This is a genomic window from Gordonia sp. p3-SID1431 (assembly GCF_025143765.1).
Classification (GTDB): Bacteria; Actinomycetota; Actinomycetes; order Mycobacteriales; family Mycobacteriaceae; genus Gordonia; species Gordonia hongkongensis.
The window spans coordinates 1-26411 of record NZ_JAMBDT010000070.1; the positions used below are offsets into that span (position 1 = coordinate 1).

The 26411-nt window shown below is 67.9% G+C and carries 26 protein-coding genes; 14 read left to right on the forward strand and 12 right to left on the reverse strand.

Annotated elements, in window-relative coordinates; translation table 11 throughout:
• Positions 1-176 precede the first annotated feature (176 nt).
• Genes M4D77_RS16550 through M4D77_RS16565 form a run of 4 tightly spaced genes read left to right on the forward strand, consistent with a single transcriptional unit; the run spans position 177 to position 4345 of the window.
• Positions 177-1100, forward strand: coding sequence for an enoyl-CoA hydratase (locus M4D77_RS16550; RefSeq protein ID WP_259936740.1), 924 nt, complete (start codon positions 177-179; stop codon positions 1098-1100).
• A gap of 1 nt (position 1101) precedes the next feature.
• Positions 1102-2268 carry an acyl-CoA dehydrogenase family protein gene (locus M4D77_RS16555; protein WP_159370122.1) on the forward strand — a complete coding sequence of 389 codons (1167 nt, stop codon included), beginning with the start codon at positions 1102-1104 and terminating at the stop codon, positions 2266-2268.
• Positions 2269-2273: 5 nt separating this feature from the next.
• Entirely contained in the window at positions 2274-3242 is a 969-nt protein-coding gene (locus M4D77_RS16560; protein ID WP_247452053.1) for an acyl-CoA dehydrogenase family protein, read from the forward strand.
• Positions 3239-4345: an acyl-CoA dehydrogenase family protein gene (locus tag M4D77_RS16565; protein WP_259936741.1), complete on the forward strand. Its 1107-nt coding sequence runs from the start codon at positions 3239-3241 to the stop codon at positions 4343-4345. Before M4D77_RS16560 ends, M4D77_RS16565 begins: the two co-directional genes overlap by 4 nt.
• A 7-nt stretch (positions 4346-4352) precedes the next feature.
• Here the strand turns inward: M4D77_RS16565 and M4D77_RS16570 are convergent, their stop codons facing one another.
• The 7 genes from M4D77_RS16570 to hsaA form a co-directional block, all read right to left on the reverse strand.
• Positions 4353-4982, reverse strand: a complete 630-nt coding sequence (locus tag M4D77_RS16570) for a TMEM175 family protein (protein WP_137810185.1) — start codon at positions 4980-4982, stop codon at positions 4353-4355.
• A 38-nt stretch (positions 4983-5020) separates the two neighbouring features.
• Entirely contained in the window at positions 5021-6163 is a 1143-nt protein-coding gene (locus M4D77_RS16575; protein ID WP_247451360.1) for a sulfotransferase, read from the reverse strand.
• Positions 6156-6947 carry an SDR family oxidoreductase gene (locus tag M4D77_RS16580; protein ID WP_078111640.1) on the reverse strand — a complete coding sequence of 264 codons (792 nt, stop codon included), beginning with the start codon at positions 6945-6947 and terminating at the stop codon, positions 6156-6158. Before M4D77_RS16580 ends, M4D77_RS16575 begins: the two co-directional genes overlap by 8 nt.
• The gene (locus M4D77_RS16585; protein ID WP_247451358.1) at positions 6944-8188 is read right to left on the reverse strand and encodes a hypothetical protein; all 1245 of its coding nucleotides are present in this window, start codon (positions 8186-8188) and stop codon (positions 6944-6946) included. The genes M4D77_RS16580 and M4D77_RS16585 overlap by 4 nt, the downstream gene beginning before the upstream one ends.
• Entirely contained in the window at positions 8185-8784 is a 600-nt protein-coding gene (gene hsaB, locus M4D77_RS16590; protein ID WP_159371818.1) for a 3-hydroxy-9,10-secoandrosta-1,3,5(10)-triene-9,17-dione monooxygenase reductase subunit, read from the reverse strand. The genes M4D77_RS16585 and hsaB overlap by 4 nt, the downstream gene beginning before the upstream one ends.
• Positions 8785-8800: 16 nt before the next feature.
• Entirely contained in the window at positions 8801-9712 is a 912-nt protein-coding gene (gene hsaC / locus M4D77_RS16595) for an iron-dependent extradiol dioxygenase HsaC (protein WP_058251167.1), read from the reverse strand.
• 96 nt (positions 9713-9808) lie between these two features.
• Entirely contained in the window at positions 9809-10993 is a 1185-nt protein-coding gene (gene hsaA, locus M4D77_RS16600) for a 3-hydroxy-9,10-secoandrosta-1,3,5(10)-triene-9,17-dione monooxygenase oxygenase subunit (RefSeq protein WP_065629140.1), read from the reverse strand.
• Between the two features lie 225 nt (positions 10994-11218).
• Between hsaA and M4D77_RS16605 the strand changes: the two genes are divergently transcribed.
• From M4D77_RS16605 to M4D77_RS16615, 3 genes are all read left to right on the forward strand, one after another.
• Positions 11219-12457: a Rieske 2Fe-2S domain-containing protein gene (locus M4D77_RS16605; protein WP_226512533.1), complete on the forward strand. Its 1239-nt coding sequence runs from the start codon at positions 11219-11221 to the stop codon at positions 12455-12457.
• 25 nt (positions 12458-12482) lie between these two features.
• A complete protein-coding gene (locus tag M4D77_RS16610; RefSeq protein ID WP_065629138.1) occupies positions 12483-12881 on the forward strand; it encodes a hypothetical protein in 399 nt (132 codons plus the stop codon).
• 123 nt (positions 12882-13004) lie between these two features.
• The gene (locus M4D77_RS16615) at positions 13005-13532 is read left to right on the forward strand and encodes a C40 family peptidase (protein ID WP_058251171.1); all 528 of its coding nucleotides are present in this window, start codon (positions 13005-13007) and stop codon (positions 13530-13532) included.
• Here M4D77_RS16615 and M4D77_RS16620 read toward each other — a convergent pair.
• Entirely contained in the window at positions 13507-14076 is a 570-nt protein-coding gene (locus tag M4D77_RS16620) for a hypothetical protein (protein WP_259936742.1), read from the reverse strand. The genes M4D77_RS16615 and M4D77_RS16620 overlap by 26 nt on opposite strands.
• A gap of 153 nt (positions 14077-14229) precedes the next feature.
• On the opposite strand from M4D77_RS16620, the gene M4D77_RS16625 reads away from it, so the two are divergent.
• Positions 14230-15024 (forward strand): VOC family protein, encoded by a 795-nt coding sequence (locus M4D77_RS16625; RefSeq protein WP_159370115.1) that lies wholly within the window; start codon positions 14230-14232, stop codon positions 15022-15024.
• A gap of 400 nt (positions 15025-15424) precedes the next feature.
• Here M4D77_RS16625 and M4D77_RS16630 read toward each other — a convergent pair whose 3' ends face one another.
• A complete protein-coding gene (locus M4D77_RS16630) occupies positions 15425-16573 on the reverse strand; it encodes a TDT family transporter (protein ID WP_259936743.1) in 1149 nt (382 codons plus the stop codon).
• Between the two features lie 102 nt (positions 16574-16675).
• Here M4D77_RS16630 and M4D77_RS16635 point away from each other — a divergent pair, with 102 nt between their 5' ends.
• Positions 16676-17593, forward strand: coding sequence for a LysR family transcriptional regulator (locus tag M4D77_RS16635; protein ID WP_226512530.1), 918 nt, complete (start codon positions 16676-16678; stop codon positions 17591-17593).
• Between the two features lie 34 nt (positions 17594-17627).
• Here the strand turns inward: M4D77_RS16635 and dmpG are convergent, their stop codons facing one another.
• The 3 genes from dmpG to M4D77_RS16650 form a co-directional block, all read right to left on the reverse strand.
• Positions 17628-18722, reverse strand: coding sequence for a 4-hydroxy-2-oxovalerate aldolase (gene dmpG, locus M4D77_RS16640; protein WP_159370112.1), 1095 nt, complete (start codon positions 18720-18722; stop codon positions 17628-17630).
• Complete coding sequence (locus M4D77_RS16645) at positions 18719-19624, reverse strand: acetaldehyde dehydrogenase (acetylating) (protein WP_086533665.1); 906 nt, start codon at positions 19622-19624, stop codon at positions 18719-18721. Before M4D77_RS16645 ends, dmpG begins: the two co-directional genes overlap by 4 nt.
• 62 nt (positions 19625-19686) lie before the next feature.
• On the reverse strand, positions 19687-20475 hold the full coding sequence (locus M4D77_RS16650) for a 2-keto-4-pentenoate hydratase (RefSeq protein ID WP_159370110.1): 789 nt from the start codon (positions 20473-20475) through the stop codon (positions 19687-19689).
• 144 nt (positions 20476-20619) lie between these two features.
• Between M4D77_RS16650 and M4D77_RS16655 the strand changes: the two genes are divergently transcribed.
• The 5 genes from M4D77_RS16655 (at position 20620) to M4D77_RS16675 (ending at position 26385) form a co-directional block, all read left to right on the forward strand.
• The gene (locus tag M4D77_RS16655) at positions 20620-21432 is read left to right on the forward strand and encodes an enoyl-CoA hydratase/isomerase family protein (RefSeq protein ID WP_159370109.1); all 813 of its coding nucleotides are present in this window, start codon (positions 20620-20622) and stop codon (positions 21430-21432) included.
• Complete coding sequence (locus M4D77_RS16660) at positions 21432-22562, forward strand: acyl-CoA dehydrogenase family protein (protein WP_058251405.1); 1131 nt, start codon at positions 21432-21434, stop codon at positions 22560-22562. Before M4D77_RS16655 ends, M4D77_RS16660 begins: the two co-directional genes overlap by 1 nt.
• Positions 22559-23644, forward strand: coding sequence for an acyl-CoA dehydrogenase family protein (locus M4D77_RS16665; RefSeq protein ID WP_226512528.1), 1086 nt, complete (start codon positions 22559-22561; stop codon positions 23642-23644). The genes M4D77_RS16660 and M4D77_RS16665 overlap by 4 nt, the downstream gene beginning before the upstream one ends.
• 133 nt (positions 23645-23777) lie before the next feature.
• Positions 23778-25517: a 3-oxosteroid 1-dehydrogenase gene (kstD, locus tag M4D77_RS16670; protein WP_226512527.1), complete on the forward strand. Its 1740-nt coding sequence runs from the start codon at positions 23778-23780 to the stop codon at positions 25515-25517.
• A 4-nt stretch (positions 25518-25521) separates the two neighbouring features.
• Positions 25522-26385, forward strand: coding sequence for a MaoC/PaaZ C-terminal domain-containing protein (locus tag M4D77_RS16675; RefSeq protein ID WP_065629133.1), 864 nt, complete (start codon positions 25522-25524; stop codon positions 26383-26385).
• The last annotated feature ends 26 nt before the right edge of the window (positions 26386-26411 follow it).

A 26411-nucleotide genomic window follows, 5' to 3' on the forward strand; every position in this document is an offset into this window, starting at 1 on the left:
TCGAATGGTGATCGTCGCCAACATGTTTCGCGAGTTCGCCGAGATGATGCCGACGACAGCCGCCTCCTAAACGGCCGGATCCGGGAGTTCACCTATCGCTCCACACCGCACTTCTGACCCCGGCGATCACCGACACCGACTACCAACCAAGCACTTGCTAGGTTAGTCTCGAGGGCATGAGTGACGCCGTCATCCCACCTGCGCTCGGACCCGACGATCTGGGCCCGGACACCTCACCGGTCGCCTACGAGACCGGCGGCCCCGACGGCGCGGTGGCCTATGTGACGCTGAACCGCCCGGAGTACCGCAACGCGCAGAACTCGGTGATGACCTATTCGCTCGACGCCGCGTTCCGCAAGGCCGTCGACGACGCTTCGGTGAAGGTGATCGTGCTGCGGGCGAACGGCAAGCACTTCTCGGCCGGACACGACATCGGCACCCCCGAACGCGACTTCGACACCTACTACGAGAACGCGGCCGTCCTGCACTGGGACCACACCGACAAGACCGGTGCCGACCAGCGTCTCGCCCGCGAGATGGAGGTGTACATGGGGATGTGCCGCCGCTGGCGCGACATCCCCAAACCCCTCATCGCCCAGGTCCATGGCGCGTGCATCGCCGGCGGTCTCATGCTCGCCTGGATCTGCGACTTCATCGTCGCCTCCGACGACGCGTTCTTCTCGGACCCGGTCGCCCGCATGGGCATCCCCGGCGTCGAGTACTTCGCCCACGCCTTCGTGCTGGGCCCGCGCCGGGCGAAGGAGATCCTCTTCACCGGTGAACGTTTCACCGCGACGCAGGCGGCCGACTGGGGCATGGTCAACCACGTCGTCCCCCGGGACGCCCTCGAGACCAAGGTGAACGAGATCGCCGAAAAGGCCGTCGCCATGCCGATGCAGGGGCTCTTCCTGAGCAAGAAGGCCGTCAACATCTGCGAAGACCAGATGGGACTGCGCAACTCGATGGACTCAGTGTTCGGCTGGCACCACTTCGCGCACGCGGCCAACTCCGAGGCGGGCGGCGACTCCCTCGGCGGGATGGACGCGAAGTCGATGAAGGCGTCGGCGTCGACCGGCACCGTCGTGGGATCGGGGAGCTGACATGGACCTGCTCTTCGACGACGCCGCCGACGCCTTCCGCGCCGAGGTCCGCGCCTGGCTGGCCGAACACGTTCCGCGCGAACCGCTTCCGTCGATGGACACCGCCGAGGGATTCGAGGCGCACCGCGAGTGGGAGCGGACGATGGCCGCCGACCGGATGTCGGTCGTCAGCTGGCCGGAGGAATACGGCGGCCGCGATGCCCCGCTGCTGCACTGGGTCATCTTCGAGGAGGAGTACTACCGTTCGGGTGCTCCCGGACGCGTGAGCCAGAACGGCATCTTCCTGCTCGCACCCACCCTGTTCGAGCACGCGAGTCCTGCTCAGCTGGAACGCATCCTGCCGCGGATGGCCAACGCCGACGACATCTGGGGTCAGGCGTGGAGCGAACCCGAGGCCGGCAGCGACCTCGCCTCGCTGCGGTCGACCGCCGTTCGCACCGACGGCGGCTGGCTGCTCAACGGTCAGAAGACCTGGAGTTCGCGGTCGAGTTTCGCCGACCGCGCCTTCGGCCTGTTCCGCACCGACAAACAGGCACAGCGCCACAAGGGTCTCACCTACTTCATGTTCGACCTGCGCAGCGAGGGCGTGACCGTCCGGCCGATCGCACAGCTCGACGGCGAGGCCGGGTTCGCAGAGCTGTTCTTGGAGAACGTCTTCGTCCCCGACGATCCGTCGAATCCGGGCGAGTCGGGTGTCATCGGCGAGGTGGACAACGGGTGGCGGGTCGCGATGAGCACCGCCGCCAACGAACGCGGGCTGTCGCTGCGCGCACCCGGCCGGTTCCTGGCCACCACCGACCGCCTCGTCGAACTGTGGCGGTCGAACCGGGATGACGTCCCGTCGACGGCGAACACCGATGCGCGCGTGGCGGATGCGTGGATCGGGTCACGAGCCTACGAGCTGTCCACGTATCAGACGGTGAGTCGTCTCGCGGCCGGTGGTTCGCTCGGCATGGAGTCGTCGATCAACAAGGTGTTCTGGTCGCAGTGGGACATCGCCGCTCACGAGACCGCCCTCGACCTGCAGGGCCCGGCCGCCGAGCTCGACGACCGGTGGACCGACGGCTACCTCTTCTCGTTGTCCGGGCCGATCTACGCGGGTACCAACGAGATCCAACGCAATGTCATCGCCGAGCGCCTGCTCGGCCTTCCCCGTGGAGATCGGTGATCATCATGGACTTCCGACTCTCCGACATCCACACCGACCTCGCCTCGACGGTGGACGCCATGCTGGGCAAGGCCGACATGCCGACCGCCACGCGCGCCTGGGCGGCCGGTGACCGCGCGGCCGTCGCCAAGGTCTACTCACAGCTGGCCGACGCGGGCATCAGCGGACTCCTGATCGACGAGTCACACGGCGGCAGCAGCGCCGGGGCCGTCGAGATGGTCGTCGCCGTCGAGCAACTCGGACGCCACTGTGCCCCGGGCCCGATCGTCGAGAGCGTCGCCGTGCTGCCGATCCTGCTGCACGACGCCGACGTGTCGGGCCCGCTCAGCGACCTCGCCGAGGGGCGGCTGGCGACCTGCGCGATCGGACCGCTCCAGCCGTTGGCCGCCGACACCGCCGCCGCCGATGTCTACCTCGTCGAGGACGGAGTGCTCTCGCGGGCCACCGTGCAGAGCACCGAGCCCTCGGTCGACAGCACCCGGACGTTGTCGCGGGTCACCGCCGGCGACGTCCTGGCCACCGGGGTCGATGCGTCCGACGCCGCGGACGCAGGTGCACTGGCCACGGCCGCGCAGCTGCTCGGCCTGGGTCAGGCGATGCTGTCCATCGCCTCGGAATACGCGCAGTCGCGCAAGCAGTTCGGCCGACCGATCGGGTCGTTCCAGTCCGTCAAACATCATCTCGCCGACGTGGCGATCGCCATCGAGATGGCCCGCCCCCTCGTTCACGCAGCCGCCCTCGGCGTCGACGGCCAGGTGCCGGAGGGCACCGACGTCTCGCGCGACATCTCGGCGGCGAAGGTCGCGGCCGCCGAGGCCGCCGACCTGTCGGCCCGCCGCTCGCTGCAGGTGATGGGGGCGATCGGGTACACCGCCGAGCACGACATCTCGCTGTACATCACCAAGACCCGGGCGCTGCTCAACGCCTGGGGCTCCCCCGCCGTGCACCGCCAACGGATCCTGGAGACGCTGTGACCGTCAGTACCGGCATCGAAAGCCCGGCCATCGGCGCGGAGGAACGGGAGGCACTCGTCGAGGCGGTGCGGGATCTCCTGCGTCGCCGGGGCGATTCGACCACGGTCCGCGCGGCCATGTGCGCTCCCGGGCGCATCGACTCGACCCTGTGGCAGACGCTGTGCACCGAGATCGGGGTCGCCGCGCTTGCTGTCCCCGAGCGATTCGGCGGTGCCGGGGCGGCATGGATGGAGTCGGCCGCGGTGCTCGAAGAACTGGGCGCCGCACTGAGTCCCGTCCCCGCGCTCGGCTCCGCACTCGCCACCGGCACGATCCTGCTCGCGGGTGACGACGACGCGTCGTCGCGACTTCTGCCCGCCCTGGCCGCCGGCGAGCGGACCGCGGCGGTGTGCTGGGCCGGTGAACGCGGCTGGCAGACCCCCGGTGTGCGTGCCGACGCCGGACTCCTCACCGGGACAGCCCACTTCGTCGTCGACGGCGAGTCGGCCGACGTGCTCCTCGTGCTCGCGGCCGGCCCCGGGACACACCTGACCCTGCACGAGGTGACCGCCGATGCGGACGGCGTCTCGGTGTCGCCGATGCCCGTCCTCGATCCGACCCGGGCGCTGTCCTCGGTGCGCTTCGACGAGGTGGCGTCCGCGGCGATCCCCGCGCCGGACGATCTCGCGTCCCGGCTCCGTGCGCTCGCCTGGGCCCTGCTGTCCGCCGAGCAGGTCGGGGGCGCGCAGCGAGCGCTCGACCTCACGGTCGATTACACCAAGTCCCGCAAGCAGTTCGGGCGCACCATCGGCTCGTTCCAGGCCCTCAAGCATCGGATGGCCGACATGTACGTGCTGGTCGAGACGGCGCGGTCGATCTCCCGCGCCGCCGTGGCCGCCCTCGCCGCCGACGACCCGGATGCCGCCGATCTGGCGCTGGCCGCCCACGTGTACTGCTCCGATGCCTATCGTCGTGTCGCGGGCGAGGCCATCCAGCTGCACGGCGGCATCGGCATCACCTGGGAGCACGACATCCAGCTCTTTTTCAAACGCGCACAGGCCACGTCGCAGATGTTCGGTGCCCCGCACACCGCGGTGACCGAAGCGGCCCGCGCACTGCGCTGACCCGACCTCAGTGTCGCCGCGGCCGCCACCGGGCGAGCAACCGCTCGACCGGGTCGGTCAGCAGCAGTAGGAACAGCGGCAGATTTCCGCTGCGCGGGAACACGATCGCGACGCCCAGCGCGACCGCGAGGATGATGAACGTGGCGACTCCGCTCGACGAGGCGACCCATCGGTCGGTGGCGTCGTCGTCGGCGAGCAGTTCCCGGTGCCGACGACCCCATTCGGCGATCGCGATGAGCGAGCCCACCGAGACGGCCAGCACACCGATGTAGAGGATGTTGGCCTGCTCGATGTGGGCGCCGTCGATGAGGGCCGTCGCGAAGGGCAGCGCCACGATCGTGAGCAACCAGATGAAGTGGAGGTTGATCAGCGTGCGGTCGTAGGCGCGGAAGTACTCCATCGTCTGATGGTGCTGGCGCCACAGGATCCAGATGACGCCGAAACTGATGATGAAGCTGACCAGTTCGATCGAGTTGTCGGACACCACGTCCGCGACCGACGAATCCTCGCGCAGGTCGTTGGCGATGTCGACGAGCGGGAGCACCAGCAGGGTCAGCGCGATCGCGACCACCGCGTCGGCGAATGCGATGAGCCGGCTCAGTCCCTCTGCCGACTGTCGGTTCTCCGGTTCTGCCATGCGAAGCACTGTAGAACGACCGACGGGCGGCCGGTGGGTCAGACGGCGAAGGCCGCCTCGACCGTTGCCTCGTCGAGTCCGTAATCGGCGAGCTGGTACCGGTGCTGCGGTTTGCGCGCACCCGACCGGCTCTCCTCGTCGAGCGCGGTCACCGCCGCACGCGCGTCCTCCGACATCGGGGTGTCCAGCGCCGCGTACACCCGCTCGACGGTGCCCATCGGGTCGTTGCGCAGATCGGTGAAGTCGATGTCGAGGAACTGGGCCGGGTCGTACCGCTTCCGTGCGGTGGAGAACTCACGGAGTCCGCGTGACCACAGCTCGAGCTGGTCCTGGCCCACTTGCTCGCCGGTGAACGTCGTCGACCATCCCGGGGTGGCGTGTTCGGCCAAGCTGCACATCGACGCGATGAGAGTGCTGGGCGGCCGGTGCGTCTGGATCACCAGGGCATCCGGGTACGCCGCCATGAGCGCGTCGAGCGCGAACAGATGGCTGGGGTTCTTGAGCACCCACCGCTTGCCGGGGTCGTTGAGCCCGATCAGCTGCAGGTTCTTGCGGTGTCGGAGATACACCGGCGTCCAGTCCTGCTGGGCGAGCCACCTCGAGTAGGTCGGGATGTGCGCGAGTGATTCGTACGAGATCGACATGACGCTCTGGCGGAGCAGCTGCCAGCACTCCTCGACCTCGCCGGCGTCCATGTAGTGCAACCCCATGAACTCGGGATTCTCGACGTGATGTTGCTCGAACCCGGCCTGGATCTGCTGGTAGACGGGGTTGTCGGACCAGGTGTCGCGCGGCGGCCGGGGCTGCGGGAACTCGGCGAGCCACATCTCGACGCCCTGGTGCGCCGGATCGGCGGCCAGGAGTCGGTGCAGCGCAGTCGTTCCCGTGCGCGGCAGGCCGGTCACGAAGATCGGCCGCGTCACCTCGACGTCGGCGTACCCCGGGTTCGCCTTCCACGACGCCTCGCTGAGCAACCGGGCGACCAACGCACCCTTGAGGAAGAAGCGGAACATCTTGCTGCCGATCTCGGTCAGCCCCGCCTCGGAGCGGTAGGAGTCGAGCAGGATGCCCAGCGGCTCCAGGTACTCGGTGTCCCCGAAGTCGTCGAGGCCGGTGGCGCGAGTGGCCGAGGAATGCAGGTCCTCGATCGTGCCGACGTCGGTGCGTGCCGCACTAGTCATGGTATTCACCGCAATTCACGTCCAGGGTGTGCCCGGTGATGGCGCGCGCCATCGGCGAGGCGAGGAACACGACGGCGTCGGCGATCTCGTCCGGCTCCGGCAATCGCTTGAGGTCGGACTTCGACGCCGTCTGCTCGTAGACGTCGTCGGGTGAGATCCCGTATTTCTTGGCGACCTCGCCGAAGTACCACTTCAGCTGGTCGTCCCAGATGTAACCCGGTGCGACCGAGTTGATGCGAATCCCCTTGTCGCCGAGTTCGGAGGCCAGCGACTGCGACATCGCCAGCAGCGCCGACTTCGCGATCTTGTAACTGCCGTAACGGGGTTCGGAGTGCCGGATGACCATCGAGTTGATGTTCACGATCGAGCCGTCGGACTCGCCCAGCGCGTCGGTGAACGCGCGGATGACCCGCAACGTGCCCAGCACGGTGACGTCGATGCTGCTCGCGATCTGATCGAAGTCGGTGCGGGACAACGGCTTCATCGACGGGAGGGCGAAGGCGTTGTTGACCAGTACATCGGCCCGGCCGAACTCGGCGACGGTGGTGGCCACCAGGTTCTCGACGGCGGCGTCGTCGGTGATGTCGGCCGGGACGACGAGGCTGGTCCCGCCGGCGGCGTCGATCTCGGCGGCGACCTCCTTCAGCCTTGATTCCGTACGGGCGGCGAGGACGACCCGTGCGCCCTCCGCGGCCGCACGCAGGCAGATCGACCGCCCGAGTCCCGGACCGACACCCGAGACCACGACGACCTTGTCAGCGAGCAGACCCCCCTGTGCGCTCATCCCAGCATCCTCTCGGCGAACCCGCGCTGACGTGCCGTGATCCGCTCCGCCCAGCCGTCGGCGTCGATCCTGTTGTGCTCGAGGTGCGGCAGATGGCCGGCGACTTCGTCGAAAGCGACGACCTGTGCGGTCGGGCCCAGGTCCGGGCCGATCGGCGAATCACTGCGTTGCCACCGGAACTGCAGGATGCCCGTCGACCGGCCGGTCGTCTCGATCCAGTTCGCGACGCCCGGGTCGCGGTGGGACACCACCATGCGGATCATGCCGTCCGGATCCACCTGCGCCTGAGCGGAGTTCAGGCTGGTCTGGTGGTTGACGTAGTCCAGCGAGATGTACCACATGCTGCCGAGCTGGAATCCCTGGTACGGGGCGTCGGACCGCGGAATGGTGATCACCATCGCCTCGTCGGGCCCCAACCGGAAGTGTCCGACGGAGGAGAACTGCGTGCTGAGGCCGCCGGGGGTCTGCCGCGGTTCGGTGAACGTGTTGACCGGCTCGTCGAGGTAGAACCACTTCGGGAAATTGAACCAGGTGTTGATGCGAGCCGTCAGCATCTTGCCGGCCGTCGCGTACCGGCGGGACACCCGGGCCAGGTCCGGCTCCGGCGGCGCGGTCCCGATGGTGTCGACCCGTTCGATGGTGATCGACCCCTTGCGTTCGGACCAGTCGGAGTAGACCTCGCGCACCGCGAGCATCGACGCGCCCTCCCCGAGCGGGAAGTAGTCGTCCGGCGCATCGGGGATGGGTGGGCCGAAGGCCAGTTCGAACGACCCGTCGTCGGCGATCGTCAGCCGCCGGTCGTCGAACGCATCCTCGCCGCCCGGTACCGACGAGGCCGTGTAGTCGCCGCGCAGGACCTGGAAGCTGAGATCGGTTGTGGTACCGCGCCGCCCGCGTACCCGGTATGTCCCGGTGGGTTCGACGTCGGCGTGATAGTAGAGCGTGTCCGGATTGTCCAGGCCCATCTTCGTCGACGGCCCGGTGGACGTCACGAAGTTCGGGTGGGAGATGGACCGGGCGCGCACCAGTTGGACGATGGCGGCGATACTCCCCGCGAGGTAGTCGTAGCCTTCGGCGAGATCTTGGTCGGTCTCGGCGAAATCGGCCGATGCGACCAGCTTCTCGGCCTCCGCGATCGCGTCGAGGAGGGGCTGCGTGACCAGCGGTGCGCCACTCGTTGTTTCGGTTGACGATGTCTCGGTCGTCGCTGTCTCGGTGCTCGTCGCGTCGTCGACGGTCATAGCCAGGTGTCCCCGCCCGTCCATGTGAGGAAGTTTTCCAACTCTGCCTGTGCGGGTGTGACCCGCGGGTGTTCGGTCGACAGGTAGCCGCCACGGTAGAACAGCAACGGCTTGTCCTGCAGCACTTCTCCGAGAGTCAGTGCGCGGCCGATGACGATGTGATGGTCGCCGCCGTCGGTGACGGTCTCCACGTCGCATTCGACCCAGGTCAGGCTGTGCCGGATGACGGGGAGGCCGGCCGGTGACGGGTCCCAGGTGACGTTCGCGAACTTGTCGTCGCCGGGGGCGCCGAAGGCGGCGCTGACGTCCTGCTGGCGGTTCGACAGGACGTTCACACAGAACTTGCCCGTCTTCTCGATGACCTTCCAGCTCCGGGAGGTCTTCATCGGGCAGAAGAGGACCAGCGGCGGATCGAGCGACAACGCGGCGAACGACTGGCACGCGAACCCGACCGGCTTGCCCGCGTCGTCGAGGGTCGTGATGACGGTGACCCCGGTACAGAACTGGCCCATCGCCGTTCGGAACTGACGGGAGTCGAAGTCGGCGGACCCGTACGGCGAACGCGTGGACTGCTGGGCCGTGGCGCCGGAGGGCATCTCGGACAAGGGCATCTCAGCCCTTGAACCCGACGCTGAAGTCATGCCCCCACAGACTCACTGCCGTGCTCTCCCGGGCGATCCACTCGTCGTCCTTCACCGTGCGCCCCTCACAACCGAATTCGATGTCGAAGCCGCCGGGTGTCTTCATGTAGAAGGACAGCATGAGGTCGTTGACGTGTCGGCCGAGGGTCGCCGACATCGGCACCTTCTTGCGCAGCGCGCGGTCGAGGCACAGGCCGACGTCGTCGGCGTTCTCCACCTCCACCATCAGGTGGACGATGCCGGTGCTGTTCGGGATCGGCAGGAAGGCCAGCGAATGGTGCCGGGGGTTGCAACCGAGGAAGCGCAGCCACGGCACCTCGTCGCCCTCTTCGCGGCCGACGACCTGCGGCGGGAGGCGCATCGAGTCACGGAGCTTGAATCCCAGGACGTCCCGGTAGAATTCGAGCGCTGCCTTGTCGTCGGAGCAGGTGAGCACCACGTGGCCCAGACCCTGCTCCTCGGTGACGAAGCGATGCCCGTACGGGCTGACGACGCGCCGGTGCTCCAGCGCGGCGCCGTGGAAGACCTCCAGGGTGTTGTCCGCCGGGTCGTCGAAGACGATCATCTCGGCGACCCGACGGTCGGCGACCTCCTCGTCCTTGCCCTCGCGGAAGACCACACCCGCACGCGACAGCCGATCCCGGACATCCTGCAACTCAGCGGCATTCGCGACCTCCCAGCCCGCGCAGGCGAGCCGGTCGTGCTCGGACGGCACGATGACCAGACGGGCCGGGAAATCGTCCATCCGGAGATACAGGGCACCGTCGGTGAGACCAGAGCCCTCGATCATGCCGAGGACCTTGAGGCCGTAGGTGCGCCACGCCTCGATGTCGGTGGCCTCGATCCTCATGTACCCCAACGAGCGAATCGGACTGTCACTCATCTCGATCAATCCTGTCTTGTCCCTGCTCCCTGAGGAGCGAGCTTGCGAGCCACTTCCCTGCTCCCTGAGGAGCGAGCTTGCGAGCGTCACGAAGGGTCACACCATCGTGTCGCCGATGGGAATCCCGAACTCGCCGTTGCCGAATGCGACGTAGGCGCGCTCCGGGTCGTTCGCGGCGTGCACGCGGCCGGCGTGGGCGTCGCGCCAGAAGCGCTGGATCGGTGTCCCGTTCTCCAGGGCGTGGGCGCCCGAGTTCTCGAAGAGCCGATCGATCGCGGCGATCGCACGTCCGGTCGCACGCACCTGGTCGCGTCGAGCGGACAGCCGCAGTTCCATCGGGACCTCCTCGCCGGCGAGGATGAGGTCGTACTCGGCCTGCAGGTTGCCTGACAGCTGGCGCCACGCGGCGTCGATGTCGCTGGCGGCCTCGGCGATCCGGACCTTGGCGAACGGATCCTCCTTGGCCTTCTCGCCCGCGTAGGCGGCCCGGACCCGCTTGCCCTGGTGCTCGACGTGGGCGCGGTAGGCGCCGTAGGCCATGCCGACGATCGGCGTCGCGATGGTGCTGGGATGGATGGTGCCCCAGGGCATCTTGTAGACCGGCGCGGTGTTGCGCTCCAGGCCCGGGCTCTGCCCCATCGACATCGTGCGCATGCTGAGCATGCGGTGCCGCGGCACGAACACGTCCTTGACCTCGATGGTGTTGGACCCGGTGCCGCGCAGACCGACGACGTTCCACACGTCCTTGATCGTGTAGTCCTCACGCGGGATCAGGAAGCTGACGAAGTCGACGGGCTTGCCGTTCTTGATGACCGGACCCCCGACAAAGACCCAGTCAGCAGTCTCGCAACCCGACGACCACGCCCACGAACCGTTGACCTTGTAGCCGCCGTCGACGACCTCACCCATGCCCATCGGCGCGTACGACGACGAGATCCGGACATTGGTGTCCGAACCCCACACGTCTTCCTGCGCCTGCTGGTCGAAGAGGGCGAGGTGCCAGTTGTGGACGCCGATGATGCCCGACACCCAGCCGGTGGACCCGCAGGCCGACGCGATCCGGCGGACCGCTTCGTAGAAGGTGACCGGGTCGACCTGGTAGCCACCCCACTGCTCGGGCTGCAACAGCCGGAAGAAGCCGGCGGTCTCGAGGCTCGAGACGGTCTCGTCGGGGATTCGACGCAGATCCTCGGTCGACTGCGCACGCTGCTCGAGTTCCGGGAGCAGGACGTTGATCTTCTCCAGGACCTGCTCGGCGGCTTCGCTCCGTTGTGCTGGCATCTCGCCTGCTCCTACTCGTCTCTCCTCGGCCGGACGAGCCGGCCGCTGTACCCATCGAGTTCGAGATTAGAACACGTTCTCATTTCTGTCGAGGACTGGGACTTTATGCCCATGTACAGGCCCGATCGGCGTTCGGGACGACGATCGGGCTGACAAATCTGAAACGTGTTCTAGTATTGGGTACAGTTCTTCGACGCGACACCAGCCACAGACAGGAGAGGGCACATGTCTTCAGGACCCGAGACGATGACCCCGAGCAGCCCCGGCGCGCCGAGCGCAGCCGTCGCCTCCGACGGGGCCGATGTGGGTATCCGGGAGATCGACACGGGTGCGCCGCCCACCCGGTTCGCGCGCGGCTGGCACTGCCTCGGCCTGCACGAGGAGTTCGACGACGGCAAGCCCCACTCCGTCACGATCTTCGGCACCAAGCTGGTGGTCTGGGTCGACACCAAGGGCGAGGTGAACGTGCTCGACGCGTTCTGCCGGCACATGGGCGGTGACCTCTCCCAGGGCAAGCTCTCGGGCGACAACGTGGCGTGCCCGTTCCACGGCTGGCTGTGGAAGGGCAACGGACGCTGCGCCGGCGTGCCCTACGCCAAGCGCAACCCGAAGCTCGCCAAGACCCGTTCGTGGCCGTCGATGGTCCGCAACGGCCAGATCTTCGTCTACAACGATCCCGAGGGCAATCCGCCCCCGGAGGAGTGCATCATCCCCGAACTCGAGGAATTCGGGTCCGACGAGTGGACGCCCTGGACCTGGAACCGCATCGTGATCGAGGGGTCCAACTGTCGCGAGATCATCGACAACGTCGTCGACATGGCGCACTTCTACTACGTGCATTTCGCTCTTCCGGATTACTTCAAGAACGTCTTCGAGGGTGAGATCGCCGCGCAGTACATGAATTCGCACGGCCGGCCCGACGTCACCCTCGGCACCAATTACGGCGACAGCCGCCTCGAATCGATCGCGGCGTATTACGGCCCGTCGTACATGTTGAACCCGATGATCCAGTACTACGGCGGCTACGCGGTCGAGACCATCCTCACCAACTGCCACTACCCGATCGACGAGAACTCCTTCGTCCTGATGTACGGCGTGATGGCCAAGGTCCCGGACGGCCTGACCGCCGAACAGGCGTCGAAGATGGCCACCAAGATCAGCGCCGGCGTCGAGGTGGGCTTCCTGCAGGACGTCGAGATCTGGAAGAACAAGACCCGGATCGACAACCCGCTCCTCGTCGAGGAGGACGGCCCGGTGTACCAGCTCCGCCGCTGGTACGACCAGTTCTACGTCGACAAGGCCGACGTCACCGACGAGATGACCGGCCGGTTCGAGTACGAGATCGACACCTCCAAGGCCCTCGAGAGCTGGAACGAGGAGATCCAGGAGAACCTGCGCCGCCAGGAGGCCGAGAAGGCTGCGGAATCCACGGCGTCGGAATCCACGGAGAAGGCCGAGGTCTGACGTGACCCGGGCGGCAGGGGTTCGGATGGCAGGGGCTCCCGGGGGTTCCGACCGTTGGGCGAAGGCGCCCGACTTCCAGAACGATCCGGACCGGCTCGCCCGGGTTCACGAGGCCACCCGCCGCGACCGCGAGCACTACCTGCAGGGTGGGATGCGCGAGATCGAGTGCCGGGCATGCCACGCCTGTGTGCTGGTGAAGAAGACCAGTTCGTTCCACACCAGCGTGCAGTGGAACGCCGACGCCCGGGACCGCTGCCTCGGCCTCGAGCAGATGCGCGCCGGCGGCGACGACGGGAACGGCCCGCTGCTGCCCGGAGCGATGATGCCGACGTGCGCCCGGCTGTCGGCGAGCATCGACCACGGGGTCACCGAGGGCATCATCCCGGCCGAGTCGCCCGCCACCGATCCCGACGGCTACTGGTGATCGGTTAACCGGAACTGCAGCACCATTAGATAACACAAGGCTCAGGCATCACATCGGTCACACGTTCGTCACTCCTGGGGAACGATCGACGACACGCCGTCCCGCCTCGGCCAAGCTGTCGTCATGTCCGTTTCGATGACGCGCGCCAGGCGCGTGACCTGCACCATCGCACTCACTGCCGCGTTGTCGGTCGGCGTTCCCCTCGCCGGCTCCCCACTCCTCGACACCGGTCACGCCGCGGCCGCGGGATCGTCGGATTCCTCCGGGTCGGTCCCGATCTATCTGCCGATCCCGACCACCGTCGGCCTCAACGCGCTCGGGGCGGCGATCACCCAGATCGGCAAGCCGTACAAGTGGGCCGGCGTCGGCCCGCATTCATGGGACTGCTCCGGGCTGGTGCGGTGGGCGTTCTACACGACCGGCGTCCAGCTCCCCCGGACCAGCCAGCAGCAGGCGAAGGTCGGACACGCGATACCGTTTCGCGCCCTGGCACCGGGCGACATCATCATCTTCGGTCGCGACGCCGGGCACGTCGGCATCTACGCGGGCGCCGGTCGGGTGTTCAACGCCTACGGCCCCAACGGCGTCCCCATCGGCTTCACGAAGTTGAAGGACATGGGCTACATCAAGACGATTCGTCGGTTCGGTTGACCTCGGCTCGGTCGGCGGCAGCCGCACGGGGCCACACGGTGCTCAGCACCCATAAACCGACGACGACCAGGAGCAGGATCGCGACCACGACGGTCCCGATCAGTCCGTAACCCGCCTGCATCTCGGGGAGGTCGGCGTCGAGCGCCTCGGACACGCGGTCGGAGAACAGATGCGCGGCGGGGTCGCTCAGCGTGCGGATGCCGACGACGAGCACGATGACCGACGCCAGCCCGATCAGGCCGATGGCGGACGGGCGCAGGCGTGGGCGCCACCAGCCGAGGGCGGCGACCACCGCGATCACGGCACCGAGCACCACCACGCTCAGGCCCGGGCGGCCGGTGTTGTCCTCGAAGAAGAACGCGACATCGTCGTCGCTGGCGCCCAGGATCGTGACGCGTCCCAACCCGGTGATCGACGGCTCCACGCCCTCATCGGTACTGCCCCACTGCACCTGTGCCAGGAGCACCAGCAGCAAACCACCCGCCAGCATCGTCGGCCACGCGAGGCCGCGGAGTCGTTCGACCGTCCCTGCATGCTTGGTCATCCGATCAGGGTGCCATGAGCCGACGTCGGTGGATATGAGTCGCACTCTGCGCAACGCCGTCCGCGACCGATGAGTTTGCGCGACCCTGTCAGTCAGAAGTTCCGACGGGCAGTCGTCCACCAGTTCACGCGGAGCAAGAAAGAGGACCCAGCAATGGCAGAGTATGCAGCCCCCTCCGGGGCACCGATCTGGTTCGACCTGATGAGCAGTGACACCGCGAAGGCCGAGGAGTTCTACGGCGCGATCTTCGGCTGGGAGGCCGAGGCCCCCGACGAGGAGATGGGCGGTTATCGCAACTTCCACAAGAACGGCAAGCGGGTGGCCGGTCTCAGTCCGGTGATGGAAGGCGCCGGGCCGCCCGACATCTGGACGGTGTACCTCCACACCGAGGATGCCGACGCCACGGTGAAGGCCGTCGAATCGGCCGGGGGCTCGATCATGGTGCCGCCGATGGCCATCGGCGAGGAGGGCACGATGTTGATGGCCTTCGACACCGCGGGGGCGGCGATCGGGTTCTGGCAACCGAAGAATCACAAGGGGTACACCGAGTTCGGCGAGCACGGCACGCCCTACTGGTTCGAGTGTCAGAGCATGGACTACCCCAAGTCCGTCGAGTTCTACCGGACCGTGCTCGGCGCGCGCATCGAGGAGGTCGGCACCGGTGGCGACCCGGACGCCGTCGGCCCCGACAGCTACGGCCAGATCTTCTACGGTGAGGCGTCGTACGCGGGGATCATGGACTCGGTCAAGCTCTTCCCGGCCGGGGTGCCGTCGTTCTGGCAGGTCTACATCACCGTCGACGATGTCGCTGCCACGGTGAAGCAGGCCGAGTCGCTGGGCGCGGAGATCCTCATGGCCGGCGAGGACACCCCGTACGGGACGCTGGCCGCGATCAAGGATCCGATGGGCGCCCTGATCTGTCTGGGACATCCGCCCGCCGGCATGTGACGCGCAGCCGCGGTAGGGCTCGGTGCGCACCGAGTCCTACCGCGCAGGTCATCGGCGGCGTCAAACGTTCATCCCGCCGCAACGCGATGGCCGACGGCACCCTGTAGCGACCGACTTCCACAGACACGATTCACCGTCATATCGCGTGGAACTCGTCGGCGTAGAACAGGATTCGCATGTCGGCACACGATTCGGCCGTCCCTCCCGCCTCCGTGCAGAGCTACCTCGACGAGGTCCCCACCTGGCGAGACGGCACACCCGCCCGCGCACACTCCGCAACCCGCTACTGCCGGGATCTCGTAGCCCCGCCCTTCCGACAAACCCACCCGTTTTCCGTAAACCCACCCGGTCCGAGCGTGGTGGGTTTACGGAAAAGGGGTGGGTTTGCGGATGCGGCTCCTCACCGCACCCCGGGTGCCCGGAGGAGTTCGCCGGTGACGACCCCGCGAATCGTGCGGACCGCCACGCCGCTCCATGCCAGGACGAGGACCGTGAATCCGGCGACGGCCACGACCTCGAAGACCGTCCCACCGACGGTGAGGGCCAGCGCACTCGAACCCGTGACGTAGGTGCCGAGGGGGAAGGTGAACGCCCACCAGGTCATCGCGAACGGCAGCCCCGACCTCAGGGTCCGCGCGGTGAGCCGTGTTGCGACGGCGATCCACAGGGTTGCCGCCACCCAGACGGTGAGGCCATAACCGACCGTAAACGAATGCAAGGTCTCAGCCATGGGCGCGTCGACGACATGGGGTGCGACGTGGGCCAGCAGGCACGCCGCGGTGACCGATTGGCCGAGCGGTCCGAGGACGATCCACCAGGTGGGGACCATGTGCGCGGCGCCGACGTCGCCGGTGCGCAGCCGCGACGCCAGCACCCACAGAATGGGGAGCGAGGCGAGTGCGGCCAGCACGAACATCGCGCAACCGATCCCCATCACCACATGCGACGCCCAACCAGCGGACAACTGCGGGGTGAGCACCGCGGCCGCCGACGCCGAGACCATCGGGGGGACGACGGGCATCAGCCAGCCGCCGAACGCGTCGCCGACCGACGAGCGGCCGACGATGAGATGCCGATACGGGATGACCACCGCGGTGACGACCCCGCCGATCGTGCCGACGACCCAGCACACGAGGTCGATCCCCAGCGCCAGATCCCGGCCGATCACCGTCGCTCCGACGACCATCGTGCTGGTCCCGACCGTCATGATCGCCATCGGCACCGCACCGTAGAAGTGGGCGACGACGGGGTGGGCGTGATGACCGCGGGCGACCTCCGGGTCGCGGACCCAGTGCCGGACCGTGGCGACCAGCACGACGCCGAACACCGCGCAGGCCAACAGCCAGAAAACGGTTGCCACCTCCGCCAGACCCGTGGGCTGCCAGGGCAGGCTGTGCGCGGCGATCGCGATGATCCCCGTGCCCATCACCGCGGCGAACCAGTTGGGCGGCACGTAGGAGGCGCGACGCCGCCCCACCGCGCGGGCTGTTGCGGTCCCGAGGTCCGGTGCTGCGAGTCCGGCGGAGGCAGTGGTCGTGGTCATGTCCATCACGTTCCCGCGAATCCAACGACGCCGGTAGGACCCGAATCCTTGGCAGGATACAACCGCCGTTTGTATCCCGGGTACCACCGGCGCTTGTACCCTCGAGCGATGGTGCTGAGTCCGCGGATGCCCGACCTCGCGTCCCTCGAGACCCTGCAGGCGGTGGTCGGGACGGGCAGCCTCAACGCCGCCGCGACCCAACTCGGCGTCACCCAGCAGGCGGTGTCGGCGCGCATCCGCGCCATGGAGACGCAGCTCGGCGTCGCCCTGCTGACGCGCACGCCGCGCGGTTCGGTGCCGACCCAGTCCGGACGACTCGTCGCCGAATGGGCCGACCGCCTGCTGACCCTGGCCGGCGAATTCGACGCCGGTCTGGCCGCCCTACGCCTCGAACGACGTGATCAGCTGCGCCTGGCCGCCAGCCTGACCGTCGCCGAGCACCTCCTGCCCCGCTGGCTCGTCACGTTCGCCGCCCAGCATCAGCCCGCCCCCAAGGTGTCGTTCACCGCGACCAACTCCGATCACGTGTACGACCTAATCCGTGCCGGCGACATCGAACTCGGCTTCGTGGAAGGGTCCCGCGTCCAGACCGGTCTGCGCAGCCGGGCCGTCGCGCGCGACAAGCTGATCCTCGTCGTACCACCGGGTCATCCGTGGACGCGGCTGCGGCGGCCGGTCACGGCCGCCGATCTCGCCCGCACTCCATTGGTGACGCGTGAGGAGGGCTCGGGCACCCGGGAGTTTCTCGAGCGCGCCCTGACCAGGACCCTCGGCCCCGGACGCGAGGCCGCGCCACCCGTCCTGGAACTGTCCACGACGGCGTCGGTGCGGGCGGCGGTCATCGCAGGAGCCGGTCCGGCGGTCCTCAGTGACCTCTCGGTGGCCGACGACCTCGGTCACCGGCTCACCCACGTCCCGATAGCCGACCTCGACCTCGCCCGGCCGCTACGCGCGGTCTGGTTGTCGGGCCCGCAACCGAGTGCCGGCGCCGCGCGCGACTTCCTCGCGCATATCAGCCGAAGCTGAGCGGCAACCGGCAAGCGGCCCAGCGGATCGCTGCTCAGACCCCGGCGTTCGCGTCCTGCTTCTTCTTGAGCTCGAGGGCGATGTCGATGAGCTGGTCCTCCTGGCCGCCGACCAGCTTGCGGCTACCCGCCTCGAGGAGGATCTCCGCGGCCGAGACGCCGTAGCGTTCGGCGTGGCCCTCGGCGTGCTTGAGGAACGAGCTGTAACAGCCGGCGTAGCCCATCATCATGGCCGAGCGGTCGACGAGGCACTCCGACGGCATCGCCGGTCGGACGACATCCTGTGCGGCGTCGGCGATCTTCATGAAATCGACGCCCGTGGTGATGCCGAGCTTGTCGCACACACCCACGAAGGCCTCGGTGGGCGTGTTGCCGGCCCCCGCGCCGAAACGCCGGATCGAGCCGTCGATCTGCTGGGCACCCGCTCGAATCGCGTTGACCGAGTTGGCAACCGCGATGTCGAGGTTCTCGTGCCCGTGGAACCCGACCTGCGCGTCGTTGCCGAGTTCGGCCACCAGGGCCTGGACCCGAACGGTCACGTCCTCGAGGACGAGCGCACCGGCGGAGTCGACGACGTACACACACTGACACCCGGCATCGGCCATGATGCGGGCCTGCTTGGCGATGACCTCCGGCGGCTGGCTGTGGCTCATCATCAGGAACCCGACGGTCTCCAGACCGAGATCGCGCGCGAGCCCGAAGTGCTGGATCGAGACATCGGCCTCGGTGCAATGCGTCGCGATGCGGCAGATCTGACCGCCGTTGTCCTGCGCCGCGCGGATGTCGTCCTTGGTGCCCAGCCCCGGCAGCATCAGGAAGGCGATCTTGGCTCGCTTCGCCGTCTCCGCGGCGGCCTTGATCAGCTGCTGCTCAGGGGTTTTGGAGAAACCGTAGTTGAACGACGACCCGCCCAGACCGTCACCGTGGGTCACCTCGATGACCGGCACACCGGCCTCGTCGAGCGCGCCGACGATCGCACGCACCTCGTCCTCGGTGAACTGGTGACGTTTGTGGTGGCTGCCGTCACGCAGCGACGAGTCCGTGATGCGGATGTCGAGGGTGTCAGAGTACTTGCGCGCGTTCGCCATCAGCTTCGGGTCGCGCGGTGTCAGAACCACATTGGTGCTCATGCGGGGACTCCCAACTTGGTTTTCGCGATCTCTTCGCCGACCTTCGTGGCGGCAGCGGTCATGATGTCCAGGTTCCCGGCGTACGGCGGGAGGAAGTCCCCCGCACCCTCGACCTCGACGAAGATCGACACCCGGGCGTGCCCGCCGTTCAGGACGCTCGGCGGGTCGAACTGGGGATCCTGCAGCAACCGGTATCCCGGCACATAGGCCTGGATCTCCTTCTCCCGGCGGTGGATCGACTCGGCGATCGCATCGGTGTCCGCATCCTCGGGGATGGCACAGAAGATGGTGTCGCGCATGATCATCGGCGGGTCGGCCGGATTCAGGATGATGATCGCCTTGCCGCGCTGCGCGCCGCCGATCGTCTCCACACCTGCCGACGTCGTCGCGGTGAACTCGTCGATGTTCGCGCGGGTGCCCGGCCCGGCCGACACCGAGGCGACCGACGCGACGATCTCGGCATACGGCACCGGCACAACCGAACTCACCGCATGCACCATCGGGATGGTCGCCTGACCGCCGCACGTGATCATGTTGGTGTTCGGCGCATCGAGATGCTCGCGGAGATTGGCCGGCGGCACCACCGCGGGGCCGACGGCGGCCGGGGTGAGATCGACGGCGATGATGCCCGCCTCTTCGTACTTCGGCGCGTACTCGCGGTGCACATAGGCCGAGGTCGCCTCGAAGATCAGATCCGGGCGTTCCGAGGACGCCAGCAGTTCGTCGGCACCACCACTCATCGTGATGAGGCCATGATCGGCCGCGCGCTTCATACCCTCGGAGGCGGCATCGATGCCAACCATCCAGCGCGGCTCGATCACCTCGGAGCGCTCCAGCTTGTACATCAGGTCGGTGCCGATGTTGCCCGACCCGATGATCGCTGCGGTCAGCTTGGCTGCCACGGGTTCCTCCTCTTGCTTGGTGAAAGCTGTTGTTGTCTCGGTGAATCGAGGGACTCTTCGTGTCAGGTGAAGTCGAGGGTGACGCTGCCCAGTCCGGCGAAGTCGGCCACGAAGTGATCGCCCGACGAGATGTCGATGGCCCGCGTCGCGGTGCCCGGCAGGATCACGTCGCCCTTGCGCAGGCGCACGCCGAAGCCCTCGACCTTGCGCGCGAGCCAACTCACGGCATTCAGCGGATGCCCCAGTACCGCAGACGAGTTGCCCTTCGCGACGATCTCGCCGTTGCGCGTCAGCGTCGCCTCGATGTCACCGGTGTCGATCTCAGAGATCGGGACGCGTTGCTGACCGAGAATCCAGCCACACGACGACGCGTTGTCGGCGATCGTGTCGCAGAGCGTGATCTTCCAGTCCTTGATCCGGGAGTCGATCAACTCGATCGAGGGCACCACCCAGGCCACCGCGTCGATGACATCCTCGTTGGTGCAGCCCTCGCCCGGCAGGTCCTCGCCCAGGATGAAGCCGATCTCGACCTCGACGCGCGGGAAGCAGAGCTTCTCGGCATCGATCGGGGTGTGCTCGAAGTACTGCATCTCGTCGAGCAGATGGCCGTAATCCGGTTCGTCGACGCCCATCATCTTCTGCATGGCCTCGGAGGCCAGGCCGACCTTGTGGCCGGCGACCTTCGCCCCGGCATCGAGCCGCTTGCGGATGTTGATCAGCTGGATCTCGTACGCGTCCACCACATCGAGGTCGGGGTGGGCGTCGGTGGGCCGGTCGATCGCGACCGCCGACGCCTCCGCCCGCGCCAGATCGGCTGCGATCTGCTCGCGAATCCCCTGCTCAACCGTCATCGTGCCCTCACCTTCCGCATGTGAACGTGTTCTAGTTTAGAACACGTTGCAGTCTCCGGGCAGTCCTCGGTCCGATCGTCGTGCATTTCGAGGCGTGGCCGAGATCGGTGATGACGCGAGCACCGGGCGACTACGGTTCTCGTCATGAGTTCCGAGTCCCCGAATCCCGTCTCGCCGGACATCGACGACACCGGCGAGGCCGTTCTGACCTCCTTCGACGATGGCGTAGGACGGCTGACGCTCAACAACCCACGCCGGAAGAACGCCATCACCCTCGAGATGGCCGCGGCGATCGAGGAGTTCTGCGACCGGGTGACCGCGGACGGCAACATCGGCGCGGTCGTCGTCGACGCAGCCGGTTCGTACTTCTGCAGCGGGGCCGACACGCGGATCCTGGCCGGCGCGTCGGCCGATCCAGCGGCACCGGAATCCGTGGCGCAACTGTCCGCGGTCTACCGCGCGTTCGTCCGGGTCGGGTCCCTGCCGGTCCCCACGGTCGGGGTGGTCGTCGGCGGGGCCGTAGGGGCGGGCCTCAACCTCGCGCTCGCCGTCGACCTGCTCGTCACCACACCCGACGCCGTCCTCGACAGCGGATTCCTCGCCCGCGGCATCCATCCCGGGGGCGGGCACCTCACCCTGCTGAACCGTGCGGTAGGCCGGGCCGACACGATCGCGCTCGCCGTCTGCGGTCAGTCGCTGTCCGGTGCGCAGGCGGTCGAACGTGGCCTCGCGTACGCGGCCGCACCGGTTCCAGACATCCCGGCGATCGTCGCCGATCTGACCGGACCCGCCGCGCGCGACCCCGAACTGACGCGCCGGGTGATGGCCAGTGTCCGACTCGAACTGGGCCCGCCGGCGGTGACCTGGGATTCGGCGATCGAGATCGAGCGTGGCGTGCAGATGTGGTCGATGGCCCGCAAGGGGCAGAACTGGTCGTCGCGCGGTCCCGGCCGGTGATGAGCCGGGACGACGTCCTGCGCGCCCTGCGGTCCGAGGTGCGCGACTTCCTGCGAACCGAACTCGCCGAGGGCGCTTTCCGTCCCGACGTCGACAGCTGGATGACGGGTTTCGATCCCGACTTCAGTCGACGACTCGGCGATCGGGGCTGGCTGGGTATGACCATGCCCGCCGAGTACGGCGGACAGGCGCGCTCGGCGGTCGAGCGTTTCGTGGTCACCGAGGAACTCCTCGCGCACGGCGCACCGGTTGCGGCGCACTGGATCGCAGATCGGCAGATGGCTCCGGGAATCCTCGCCAACGGGACGCAGGCGCAGAAGCAGCACTACATCCCGCAGATCTCCGCGGGCACGATGTTCTTCGCGATCGGGATGAGCGAACCCGACGCCGGCTCCGATCTGGCCGCGGTCCGCACCCGGGCCACCGACAACGGGGACTCGTGGTCGATCAGCGGCACCAAGGTCTGGACCACGGGTGCTCACATCGCACACGCGATGGTGCTGCTCGCCCGCACCGAGGGCACACCCGACGATCGGCAGCAGGGCTTGTCGCAGTTCGTCGTCGACCTCCCCCACCCGGACATCGAGATACGTCCGCTGGCGAGCATCGACGGTCAAGCGCACTTCAACGAGGTGATCTTCCACGATGCCGTCGTCGACTCCTCGGCACTGCTCGGCGTGCGCGGAGAGGGATGGCGACAGGTGATGAGCGAGTTGGCCTTCGAACGGTCGGGGCCGGAACGCTACCTCTCAACGCTGCCGTTGCTCCGCACCTGGACCGACCTGCTTCGACAGCACGGCGCGACGCCGCAGCAGCGAAAAACACTGGGCGAGCTGACCGCACAGGCCTGGGCGCTGCGCCAGATGTCGATGCAGGTGGCGCGTGAACTTCAATCCGGCGGCAAACCCGACGTACTGGCGGCGATGGTCAAGGACCTCGGTTCGACCTTCGAAGGAGACCTCGTCACCGCGATCCGGGACGCGTCCGGCGCGACCCCGCGGCGCACCGGCGGGTCGGACTTCGACCGCCTGCTGGCTCAATCAGTCCTGCACACACCGGCTTTCACCCTGCGTGGGGGAACCAACGAGATCTTGCGCGGCATCGTCGCGCGCGGACTGGGGATGCGATGACCGAACTGGCAGCAGAACTCGCTGCGGCGACGGCCGCGATGGTGACACGGTTTCCCGTCGACCTGCGGACCCCGGCCACCGAAGCCGACCCCACGTTGTGGATGGCCCTCGTCGACGCCGGGTTCACCGCTCTCGACGTCCCGGAGCCGGCAGGAGGTCAGGGCGCCGAGCTCGGCGACGCTCTTGCCGTCCTCGACACTCTCACCGAGGCCGGCGCGATCACCCCGTATGTCGAACACGCATTGCTGGCTGCGTGGCTCGCGGGACGCGTCGATCACGTACTCGACGGGCTGAGCGCGACCGTCGCGGTCGTCGACGAGGCAACCGTCCGAGGAGATGACGAGCGAATCCGACTCAGCGGCACCGCGATCGGAGTCCCGTACGCCGCGTCGGCCGACGTCATCGTGATCCTGGCCTCGACCACCGACGGCGCGGTGATCGCGGTCGTCGATCGTCGCGAAGCTGGGCTTCGGGTCGAGCCTGGCACTGACTTGATGGGGTTGGACTACAGCGACATCGTCTTCGACGACGCCGAGGTCACGTTCTCCGCCTCGTCGCCGGTCACGGTCGACGATCTACGCACGCGTGGGGCGCTCGTCTACGCCGTCACCCTGGCCGCAGCCGCGCGAGCGGTACGCGAACGCACGATCCGGTATGCCGCCGAGCGGGTCCAGTTCGGCCGGCCGTTGACGAAGTTCCAGGCCATCCAACAGAGGCTCGCGCACATGGCCGCGCAGAGCACGATGATGGAGACCGCCGCACGAGCAGCGACCGACGCGGCGTCGGAAGACATCGCTACGGCCCGCGACGCGATCGCCGCCGCGAAGATCGTCACGTCGCGGTCCGCGCACGACGTCGCGGCCGCGGCACATCAGATCCACGGGGCTATCGGGTTCACCGCCGAACATTCCCTCGGCCGGTTCACCACGGCGTTGTGGACCTGGCGCGACCGGTACGGGACCGAGCACGAATGGTCGGAGCAGTTGGCGGCGCGCATCCTCGACGACGGCCTCGACCCCTGGCACGTCATCACCGGCGCGTCCGATCCCGTCGCACAGACGACGAGAACAGCCGCACAGTGAACGAGTTCAGACGCACAGTCGACAGATTCGGGCGCACAGCCGACGGGAACGGGAGCACCCCTGGCGTGGCATTTCTGAAACGTGTTCTAATTCAGGTAGAACACGTTCCAGCTGCGCGCACGAAGGGGACCCCATGGCCGGCTCGACCGAACCAGAACAGACCAGTACCCAACCCGAGACCCCTGGACCCGAGACCTTCGACGTCGTCGTCGTCGGGGCCGGCGCTGCGGGCCTGAGCGCGGCGATCACCGCAGCTCAGAAGGGCTTGTCGACGGTCCTGATCGAGAAATCGCCGTACTGGGGAGGCTCGACGTCGCGCTCGGGGGGCGGGGTCTGGATCCCAAACAACTCGGTGCTCCGCCGCGACGGCGTGACCGACACCCCGGACAAGGCCCGCGAGTACGTCCACGCGATCATCGGCGAACACGCGCCCGCCGACCGCATCGACGCCTATATCGACCGCGGACCCGAGGCGCTGGACTTCCTGATGGCGCACGCCCCCCTCGACCTCGAGTGGGTCAAGAACTACTCGGACTACTACCCGGAGGCACCCGGTGGACGGCTCGCCGGACGGTCGATCGAGCCGCGCCCGTTCGACGCGCGGCAGCTCGGGGACGACCTGAAGACCCTGCACCCGCAGTACACCAAGGCGCCGCTGAACATGGTCGTCCTGCAGTCGGACTACCGCTGGCTCAACACCGGCCTGCGTCACTGGCGCGGTCCGCTGCGCATGGCGAAGGTCGGCAGCCGGTTCTTCTGGGCGCGCAGCCGCGGCAAGAAGCTGATCGCCATGGGCGCAGCCCTCGCGGCCGAGCTCCTCCTCGGCGTCCGCGAGGCGGGCGTCCCGGTGCGGTTGAACACCGGCCTGGCCGACCTCATCACCGAAGACGGTCGCGTCGTCGGGGTGATCGCCGAATCCGACGGCAAGCGCGTCGAGATCCGGGCCCGACACGGCGTGATCCTCGCCTGCGGCGGATTCGAGCACAACGACGAGATGCGCAAGAAGTACCAGCGCGACCCGATCGGCTCCGAGTGGACCACCGGCGCCCCCAGCAACACCGGCGACGGCATCAACGCCGGCCTCAAGATCGGCGCCGCGGTATCGCTCATGGACGACGCCTGGTGGGGTCCGACCATCCCGCTGCCACGCGGTCCGTGGTTCGCACTGTCGGAGCGGGCGGTACCGGGCACCTTCATGGTGAACACGCGCGGGCAGCGCTACATGAACGAGTCCCTGCCGTATGTCGAAGCGGTACACCAGATGTACGGCGGCGAGTTCGGCCAGGGCGAGGGGCCCGGCGAGAACGTGCCGTCGTGGCTGATCTTCGACCAGCGCTGTCGCAACCGCTACCTCTTCGCCGGGATCAACGCGCGACAGCCGTTGCCCAAGAAGTGGTTTGAGTCGGGCGTCGTCGTGAAGGCCGACAGCATCAGCGAACTCGCCGAGAAGATCGGCGTCCCGGCCGACGCGCTCACCGCGACCACCGAGCGGTTCAACGGCTTCGCCCGTACGGGTGTCGACGAGGACTTCGGCCGTGGCACAAGTGGTTACGACCACTACTACGGCGACATCACCAACAAGCCGAACCCGAGCCTCGGCGAGGTCAGCAAGGGCCCGTTCTACGCGGTCAAGATGGTCCCGGGCGATCTCGGCACCAAGGGCGGGATCAACGCGGACGCCTCGGGCCGCGCACTGCGGGCCGACGGCTCGGTCATCGAAGGTCTGTACGCGGCGGGCAACACCAGCGCCCCGGTGATGGGACACACGTACGCTGGCCCGGGCGCGACGATCGGTCCGGCCATGGTCTTCGGATACCTGGCCGCCACCGACATCGCCGCCAAGGCCGCCACCCCGACATCGACAGGAGCCTGACCCGATGCCCATCGACCTCTCCGTCGCCCTCGGTGCCGAACTGCCCGAGGTGAGTTTCGAATGGTCGGCCTCCGACGCCGCCCTCTACAACCTCGCGGTGGGTGCCGCAGCGGACCCGATGGACACCACCGGGCTCGAGTACATCCACGACGCGACGCCGAAGGTGCTGCCCACCTTCGCCACCGTGGCCGCCGGGTTCCACACCACCGAGCCCCCGAAGGTCTCGTTCCCCGGCATCGACATCGACCTCGCGAAGGTCGTGCACGGCAGCCAGCAGGTGACCGCGTACCGGCCGCTGCCGGCCGCCGGCAAGGCGACCACCCGCACCCGGATCGCCGAGATCCAGGACAAGGGGTCGGCCGCGGTGATCGTGCAGGAGTCGGTGACCACCGACGACGGCGGGCAGACCCTCTGGACGTCCCGCTCATCGATCTTCGCGAAGGGCGAGGGCGGATTCGGCGGCGAACGCGGTTCGTCGGCCAAGGTCGACTATCCCGACCGTGCGCCGGATCATCGCCTCACCGTTGCGACGCTCCCCCAGCAGGCATTGCTCTACCGCTTGTGCGGAGACCGCAACCCGCTGCACTCCGACCCCGGATTCGCTTCCCGCGCGGGCTTTCCCCGGCCCATCCTGCACGGCCTGTGCACGTACGGCACGGTCTGCCGTGTGATCGTCGACGAGGTCCTGGGCGGCGACGTGACCGCGGTCGCCGACTACTCGGCGTCATTCGCGGGCGTGGTGTTCCCGGGCGAGACCCTCGCGGTCGAGGTCTGGGAGGACGGCTCCCGGTTGCTGGCCACCGCGACCGTCGTCGAGCGCGACGGCGCGAAGGCCCTCGGCAATGTGGTCTGCGAACGTCGCCAGTAGTACCGACGCCGCGGCGGGGCGGGGGC